Below are 7,650 nucleotides of genomic sequence, written 5' to 3'. Positions count from 1 at the left end.
CCCCGATTATCTCATGTCGATACTGCTTGGTTAAGTCCGACAGGCTGCTAGGGTGCTGAAGAATTAAGCCCCCGCTATCGGTGCCCAGCATGTCCACCCACACATGGCTTTTCAGATCTCCCGGCGCTTTCGGATGGCCATATCGGGCAAAGTACTCCGGGCTTCCGTATACGCCTTGTGACAAATGGCCCAAAGGCTTTTGTCGGAGCACGGTGTCGCCTGGGCTGCCCACCCAAACACACACACCATCACTCATGGTTTCGGGGATATTTCGCTGGGTTTGAACGGAAACGCTCAGGCCGTCATAGCGGGCCATGAAAGACTCGACTACCTGCGAGAACCAACCTCGCACCAGCGATTCGTGGCAGCACAGCACCAGCTTTCCACTCACCTCTTCTTTTAGTTCATCCAGAGCTTCTCTGCCTCGAAAGGCCAGGTCCAAGATCTCAGTGCAGTAGCGATAAAACATTCGCCCCGCTTCATTGGGAATCACGCGCCGGGACTCGCGCCGCAAAAGCGGCTGCCCTACCACCTCCTCAAGATTACGGATTTTTCGGCTCAGAGTAGATTTTGGCAGATTCAGTTCCCGGGTACTGGCGGTAAGGCTTCCGGTTTTTACTACTGAAACAAAGACTTCCAGTTCTTTTAGGTCGTACATCTTTATCTTGTTCCAAAATTTGCAACCGTTTGTGCCAATTTATCATCTTCAAAATGATAATACGAACAATTATCATTAATTTATTAGCTGACTTACGATCTATATTCTCATGCTCTATCGACCACCCAGGAGTACCTCCATGCACAACCTGCTCGCTCCATTCTCACTCAAGCACATGCTAGGCAGCCTTGTACTGATAGCCGCCATGACGGGTGCGACAGCTCATGCGGATACCCGAGAAATTGAAACGGCTTATGGTCCAGTCAGTATTGATGGCACACCCGAACGCGTGGTTACGCTGTACGAAGGTGCGCTGGATGCTGCTATTGCCACGGGCATCAAACCCGTGGGCGCGGTTATTACCCGGGGCGGGAATCATGTTGCCAAGTACATTCAGCCAAAAGCGAAGGGGGTTGAAATTGTCGGCGCCCCAGGTGAAACCAACATAGAATCGGTGATCGCGCTAAATCCAGATCTGATTTTGGCGCCCGCACAGCTCAGTAAGGAGCAGTACAATCTGCTTTCCAAGATTGCACCGACCATTGTTCCGGGCTTCACCGCCTTCACGCCCAAAACCTGGAAACAAGAAACTCGGCTGTTCGCCAAGGCGCTGGGTCGTGCCGATGCTGGCGAAGAAGCCGTTGCCCGTGTGGAAGACAAAGCAGCCGAAGTCGCCACGTTAGTAGACAACACTCTGGATGCAGATCAGCGTGAAACCGGCCTAATCCGCTGGATGCCTCAAGGCCCACTGGTTATGTCCGAAGGGCTCTTCTCCGCCAGCCTGCTCAATGCAGCCGGCTTTGAGGTGAACTCAGCCAATATTGTTAAAAACGGCCGCCCTCACAGCCACCCATTAAGCCAGGAAAACCTTGGTCTGATCGACCATTCGTGGATTTTCCTTGCCACCCTCAACGCCGATGGCGACGAGGCTCTGGAGGCGGCGCGCAAATCCCCGGCCTTTCAGCGACTGAAAGCAAACAACGAAAACCGGATTATTCCCGTGAATGGCCAACTGTGGACCAGCGCCAGCGGCCCACTTGCCGCCATGCAGATCCTGGATGACATTGCCGCCGCTATGAACAACATTGCTGCGAATCACTGATGCCATTTTAGCGACGTAAGATCCCCTTACGTTCTTTTGCCCGCTGGCTTCACAGCGGGCTTTTTACATTTGAAGACCGCATGAAAGCCAACCGACATTACATTGTTACCTGGGCCCTGTTTCTTCTGGTGTGCCTTGCATCGCTGCTTTTTGGCGCGGGCACGTTAGAGATAAAACAGGCTTTTTCTGTGCTTGCTGGGCAAGGAACAGAAGAAGCTCGCTTTGTTGTTATGGAATTGCGCTTACCCCGGCTAGCCATTGGCACAGTCACCGGCCTAGCGCTAGGTATCGCCGGTGCCCTGCTTCAAACTCTAACCCGCAACCCGCTAGCTGAACCTGGCCTGCTTGGAGTCAGTGCCGGCAGTGCGTTTGCGGTGTCGTTAGCCATTTTATTCGGCGCCAGCACGGCTACACTAACCACGCTGGTTTCCCAAGCTGGCGCCCTTGCCGGTTGCGCCCTGGTGATTGCCGCCACCCGCATTCAGGGCGTAGGGCAAGACCCGGTGCGGCTGGTACTGGCAGGCGCCACCCTGACTGCTTTATTGCTGTCCCTCACCTCCCTGTTGATGTTGATGGATCAACGGGCAGCGGATGAAATTCGCTTCTGGATCACCGGCAGCATCGCTGGCAAAAGCTGGGATCAGCTAACCGCCACGCTGCCCACAATGCTGTTGGCCGGCGCCATAGTGTTCGGTGCGGTGAAACCTTTGGCCTCACTTGCCCTGGGCGAAAGAGTTGCTATGGGCCTGGGGCACCACCCCGGGCTGATCCGGCTGATGGTCATTATTGCCGTGGCGTTACTGGTAGGTGGAGCGACGGCCCTTGCTGGGCCGCTGGTGTTTGTCGGGCTGGTAGTTCCGTTTGTAGCCCGGGCAGTAGGCGGTGCCGATATCCGTAAGACCCTATGGCTATGCCTGCCCATAGGGCCGACCATTATTGTTGCCGCAGATACCCTCTCCCGGTTGCTCGTTGCCCCTTCAGAAATGCCACTTGGCGTGATTACCGCCCTCATTGGTGCTCCGGTCTTAATGGTGATTATCCGCGCCCGAAGGATACCGACATTATGAATGCACCCACAAACGCACCCCGGACGATACCATCAACATTACAAGCGCCCGACCCACAAAGGCTAATCCGTGGCTACTGGCACTGGCGCGCGAAACGCCAACCCTGGAGCCTGCTGATAGAAAAGCGGGCCCTGGTGGTAAACACAGGTCTGCTTATTGTTTTGATGCTCTGCAGCCTGGCGTCATTGGCATTCGGCACTTTGTCGATCCCCATTCCCGATGTTCTTCTCACCCTGCAAGGCGAAGGCACCAGCATGCACACCTTCGTAATTGAAGAGCTGCGTTGGCCCAGATTACTGGCTGGCGGCCTTGCCGGGGCTGCGTTCGCACTTGCCGGTTGCCTGATGCAAACACTGGCCCGTAACCGGCTGGCTACACCGGGCATTATTGGCATTGATAACGCTGCCACGGCGTTTGCCGTGGCCTCCGTAGTAGGCACCGGAATCAGCCTGGCACCGCCAGCTATGGCGCTCACCGGTGCCGCTGTTGCAACAGCCCTGGCCTTCGGGCTGGCGGGGGCCACCGGCACTCGCGGCTACCGTTTCATTATCGCTGGCCTGGCCATCGGCGCCATTTCCGGCGCACTAACCCAGGTAATGCTAAGCAGTGTGGCCTTGGACGACGCCAACGCAGCCTACCCCTGGACCGTGGGCAGCCTGAACGCCCGCGCACCAAGCTCTGTTCATGCGCTCTCCATTGGGCTTGCCGTGGGCTATGTGTTGTCGCTGTTCATGAACCGTGCCCTGGCAACCTTGCAACTGCCCGAGGCGGTCACCACCAGCTTAGGCACCCACCCTGGCCGGGTAAGGCTTGCGGGCCTGATTTTGTCAGTGCTGCTAACCGGGCTGGCGGTATCCGTTGCCGGCCCCGTTGGGTTGATCGCATTGCTGGCCCCCGAACTGGCACGCACCATAAGCCGGCCCGGCAGCATTCCACTAACCGCGTCGTTTTTGGCGGGTGCCATTCTAATGGTGTTGTCGGATTTGGCGGGCCGCTTGGCACTGGCGCCGCTGGAAATTCCCGTGGGCATTATCACCGCAGTGGCGGGCAGCCCTTATTTACTCTGGATACTACTACGCAAATCACCGGACATTAATCGATGAACCAAACCGTCACTATGGCAAATACGCAAACCTCTGCCGCCTCGCTGTCCGCACAGCACTTGGTTATGGCCCACGGCTCGCACACGGTGATTCCACAATTGGATATCGCCCTACCCGTCGGCCAGGTAACTGCAATTGTAGGCCCGAACGGCTGCGGCAAATCCACCCTGCTAAACGGCCTGGCACGCATCCACAAGCCACGCCACGGAACGGTTGTTCTCGACGGTGCCGATATACACAAACTGCCCGCACGGGAAGTGGCCCGCAAGCTTGCACTACTGCCCCAAGACAACAGTGCGCCGGAAGGCCTAACGGTAACCGACCTGATTCGATTCGGCAGGCACCCGCACCAAAGCTGGCTAAGCCAATGGTCTGATGAAGATCAACATGCGGTTGAAAGTGCTTTAAGGGCAGCAGATGTGGGTGATCTGGCCGGTCGGCCTTTGGATACGCTTTCCGGAGGCCAGCGGCAGCGGGCTTGGGTGGCCATGAGCATTGCCCAGGAAACACCCTTGTTGCTGCTGGATGAGCCCACATCTGCGCTGGATCTGGGGCATCAGATTGAAGTGTTCGAGCTGATCCGCGCCCTGGCCCAACAAGGTAAAACCATCGCCATGGTGGTGCATGATCTTGCCAGTGCCTGCCGGTATGCGGATCACATTGTTGCCATGCTTGGTGGAGAAATTATCAGCGAAGGGCCGCCTTCAGATGTCATCACCACCAACCTGATAGAACAGCTATATGGCGTTACCTGCGACTTAATGCAGGACCCGGCATCAGGCAGCCCCATGTTATTCAACATTCGCCGTGCGCGCCGCTGATGTTTGATCGTTCACCCCTACAAGGCCGGGGTGTTCTGGCCATTAAGCTGGCATGGGTTGGCGCTGACTGCCTGTTTTGATAGACGCCACAACAGACCCGGTAACCACCAGCAAAGCAGCCAGCGGCAAGCGCCAGTCTGGGGCGGCAACACCCGCGATAACCAAAAACACAGCCGCCAGCACAGGCACGCCGTAAGCCAAACTGCCCACCAGACCTGAAGGCCCATTACGCAGCGCCATGTCCCACGCCACCATCGCAAGCCCATACGGCCCAACGCCAAGGCCGACACCTGCCATAAGAGCCAACCCGGAAGGCAAGCCGAACGGACTGCCAGATAGCGCGTCGGCCACCACCGCGCCTATAGCCGCCAGCACAAACAGGCCCGGCATAACCGGCGCAACCGGCGCAGGCGCAGCCTGGCAAAGCCACGAATACAACGCCCAGCAGCAAGCCGCCATCAGCGCCAGCCCATAACCTGCCATGTATTCCGAAAACCCTTCACTATTGGCGCCCGGTGAGAGCAGCAGAGCCGCACCCGCAAACGCAATCAGCGCACCACACAACACGGGCAGCGGAATTCGGCGATGGAAAAGCCACTGGCTGATCACAATAAACATCACCGGCCAGGTATAAGTAATCAGTGCCGCTTCTGCGGTCGGGGCCATACCAACACCCGTTAAGTAGCCTCCAATTGCGCCCAGAATCAAAGCCGGTACCAGGCCATAAATAGCCAGTTTCCATTTAAGCGAAAGCCGCCCACGAACCGCTTTACCATCGCGATTGCGGCGTCCACTAAGGCTGGTAGGTAATGCGGCTAAGGCACCACTTAGCAACGCAATGGTCGTAAGCTGAAAAGGCGGAACCGAACTGGCTAAATCCACCAATAAAGGCGCACCGGCCCAAAGTACAACGGCAAAAAGGGCGGCAATAATACTGATAATAAGCGGGCGAGAAGTGTGTGTGATTGCATGCACCGTTGTGACTCCTGTTGATGTAGGTGAGTTGGATTCGACAGTCACAGGCTATACACTTACCACTCATCACAAAATCAATGCTTTTTGATACATCACATCACAAGGATTGATACATTGAGACAACGAGTGCTGGATTTGAACATGCTGCTGACGCTGGTGACCATTGCAGACACTGGCACAGTGACGGCGGCAGCAGAAAGGCTGGCCTACACACAATCCACAGTGAGTATGCAGTTGAATCGCCTGGAAGCAGCGTTAGGCGTTCCGCTTCATGAGCGGGATGGGCGCCGCATTCGCTTTACGGCCGAAGGCCAAAAGCTCATCGGCTACGCCAGAAAAATGCTGGAACTGAACAACGAAGCCGTGGACGACGTACAGCAACGTCAGGTTTCCGGGGAGCTGAACTTAGGCATTCCCGAGGATTATGCATTCCTGCTGACATCCGTATTATCCCACTTCAACCGACTGTTTCCGGCGGTGCAGTTACAGGTTACCTGTAGATCGAGCGTCGAGTTAGTAAAGCAGGTACAGGCCGGGAACATGGACTTAGCCATAGTGACCCGCCAAGTGCGATCCCCAGGAGGTGAAGTCATTCTGCGGGAACCTTTGATGTGGGCCGTCGGCGCCAATGCCCAACCATCACTCACCGACCCGATACCCTTAGCGCTATACTCCCCCGGCGCAGACGTATTCAGAGATATGGCCGAGGAAGCCCTGGCTAGTGCGAGGCGGGATTGGCGAATGGCCTATTCCAGCCAGTCCATGACCGGCCTAATGCCAGTAGTCGCTGCAGGGCTTGCTGTGGTGGTTGTTACCCGGAACATGCTCACGCCTCAACTGCGGGTGCTAGACGAACGCAGCGGCATGCCTGCACTGCCATCTGTAGAAATTGCCTTGCATCGGCCATCCGGCCGTCCGTCAGAGCCTGCGAGGCAGTTAGCCGAGCTGATTCGGAGTCATTTGTCGATGGCAGAGTAAGCCCTTGATTCACGTAATAGAGGCTCTAAGTCAAGATATGTCTAAAAACTAAAGGCTATGCTAGGTTACTAAAATCGACATATAGCGCAGTACTGCGCTCTATTATAAGGTTCGCCAAATCATCCTCTGGAGCAACGATATGTACGATCCAAAACACTTCACGCTCAACGATCAGGTAGCAGTTATCACTGGCGGCAGGTGCAGGCATTGGCCGTGCTATTGCTGAAACCTTCGGTGCAGCAGGCGCAGCGGTCATGGTCAGCGACCGTGACGCCGAAACAGCCAACGCTGTCGCCAGGGTCATTGAAGCACAAGGTGGTAAAGCAGCCGGAATGGCCTGCGACGTAACCAAAGAAGAGGATCTGGCAGCTCTCGTAAGCCAGACCGCACAGACATTTGGCAAGCTAACGATCCTCGTAAGCAACGCCGGTGGCGGTGGGCCCAAGCCCTTCGATATGCCGATGGATGACTTTCGCCGCGCCTACGATCTGAACGTGTTCTCGCTGTTCCGTCTGGCCCAGCTGGCCGTGCCCGAAATGGAGAAAGCAGGAGGCGGATCGATTCTCGCCATTACGTCCATGTCTGCCGAAAATAAGAACAAGCGCATGGCCTCGTACGGTTCATCAAAGGCAGCAACCAGCCACCTTGTTCGCAACATTGCCTTCGATCTTGGCCCGAAGAAAATCCGAGTAAACGGCATAGCTCCCGGAGCGACCCGCACCGATGCCCTGAAATCCGTTCTAAACGATGACATCGAGAGCAAGATGCTGGAGCACACCCCTATCCACAGATTGGGCGAGCCCCAAGACATGGCGAATGCCGCCTTGTTTCTCTGTTCACCAGCTGCAGGTTGGGTCAGCGGGCAGATCTTGACGGTATCTGGTGGCGGTGTGTCACCGCCGGAGTAATACTGACCCACTAGCGCCGACTTAAAATTGACCCATCT

General features: G+C 56.3%; 8 protein-coding genes. 6 read left to right on the top strand and 2 right to left on the bottom strand.

From position 1 onward, the window contains the following. The coding region (locus ACTH3S_RS17195) for a LysR family transcriptional regulator (RefSeq protein ID WP_441810238.1) at window positions 1-658 on the bottom strand (658 nt) is incomplete at its 3' end. 139 nt (window positions 659-797) lie between these two features. Between ACTH3S_RS17195 and ACTH3S_RS17190 the strand changes: the two genes are divergently transcribed. From ACTH3S_RS17190 to ACTH3S_RS17175, 4 genes are all read left to right on the top strand, one after another. Continuing rightward, the gene (locus ACTH3S_RS17190; RefSeq protein ID WP_441810237.1) at window positions 798-1,760 is read left to right on the top strand and encodes an ABC transporter substrate-binding protein; all 963 of its coding nucleotides are present in this window, start codon (window positions 798-800) and stop codon (window positions 1,758-1,760) included. An 80-nt stretch (window positions 1,761-1,840) separates the two neighbouring features. Further along, window positions 1,841-2,827 carry a FecCD family ABC transporter permease gene (locus ACTH3S_RS17185; RefSeq protein ID WP_441810236.1) on the top strand — a complete coding sequence of 329 codons (987 nt, stop codon included), beginning with the start codon at window positions 1,841-1,843 and terminating at the stop codon, window positions 2,825-2,827. After that, entirely contained in the window at window positions 2,824-3,930 is a 1,107-nt protein-coding gene (locus tag ACTH3S_RS17180; protein WP_441810235.1) for a FecCD family ABC transporter permease, read from the top strand. The genes ACTH3S_RS17185 and ACTH3S_RS17180 overlap by 4 nt, the downstream gene beginning before the upstream one ends. Then, window positions 3,927-4,751 carry an ABC transporter ATP-binding protein gene (locus ACTH3S_RS17175; RefSeq protein WP_441810234.1) on the top strand — a complete coding sequence of 275 codons (825 nt, stop codon included), beginning with the start codon at window positions 3,927-3,929 and terminating at the stop codon, window positions 4,749-4,751. Before ACTH3S_RS17180 ends, ACTH3S_RS17175 begins: the two co-directional genes overlap by 4 nt. A 42-nt stretch (window positions 4,752-4,793) precedes the next feature. Here ACTH3S_RS17175 and ACTH3S_RS17170 read toward each other — a convergent pair whose 3' ends face one another. Then, window positions 4,794-5,726, bottom strand: coding sequence for a DMT family transporter (locus ACTH3S_RS17170; RefSeq protein WP_441810233.1), 933 nt, complete (start codon window positions 5,724-5,726; stop codon window positions 4,794-4,796). 114 nt (window positions 5,727-5,840) lie between these two features. Between ACTH3S_RS17170 and ACTH3S_RS17165 the strand changes: the two genes are divergently transcribed. Further along, the gene (locus ACTH3S_RS17165) at window positions 5,841-6,704 is read left to right on the top strand and encodes a LysR substrate-binding domain-containing protein (RefSeq protein ID WP_441810232.1); all 864 of its coding nucleotides are present in this window, start codon (window positions 5,841-5,843) and stop codon (window positions 6,702-6,704) included. 188 nt (window positions 6,705-6,892) lie between these two features. Further along, window positions 6,893-7,612: a 7-alpha-hydroxysteroid dehydrogenase gene (gene hdhA / locus ACTH3S_RS17160; protein ID WP_441810239.1), complete on the top strand. Its 720-nt coding sequence runs from the start codon at window positions 6,893-6,895 to the stop codon at window positions 7,610-7,612. Window positions 7,613-7,650: the final 38 nt, after the last annotated feature.

This window comes from Marinobacter sp. (assembly GCF_052094685.1).
Lineage (GTDB): Bacteria > Pseudomonadota > Gammaproteobacteria > Pseudomonadales > Oleiphilaceae > Marinobacter.
This window is presented reverse-complemented; position numbering and strand designations above follow the sequence as displayed.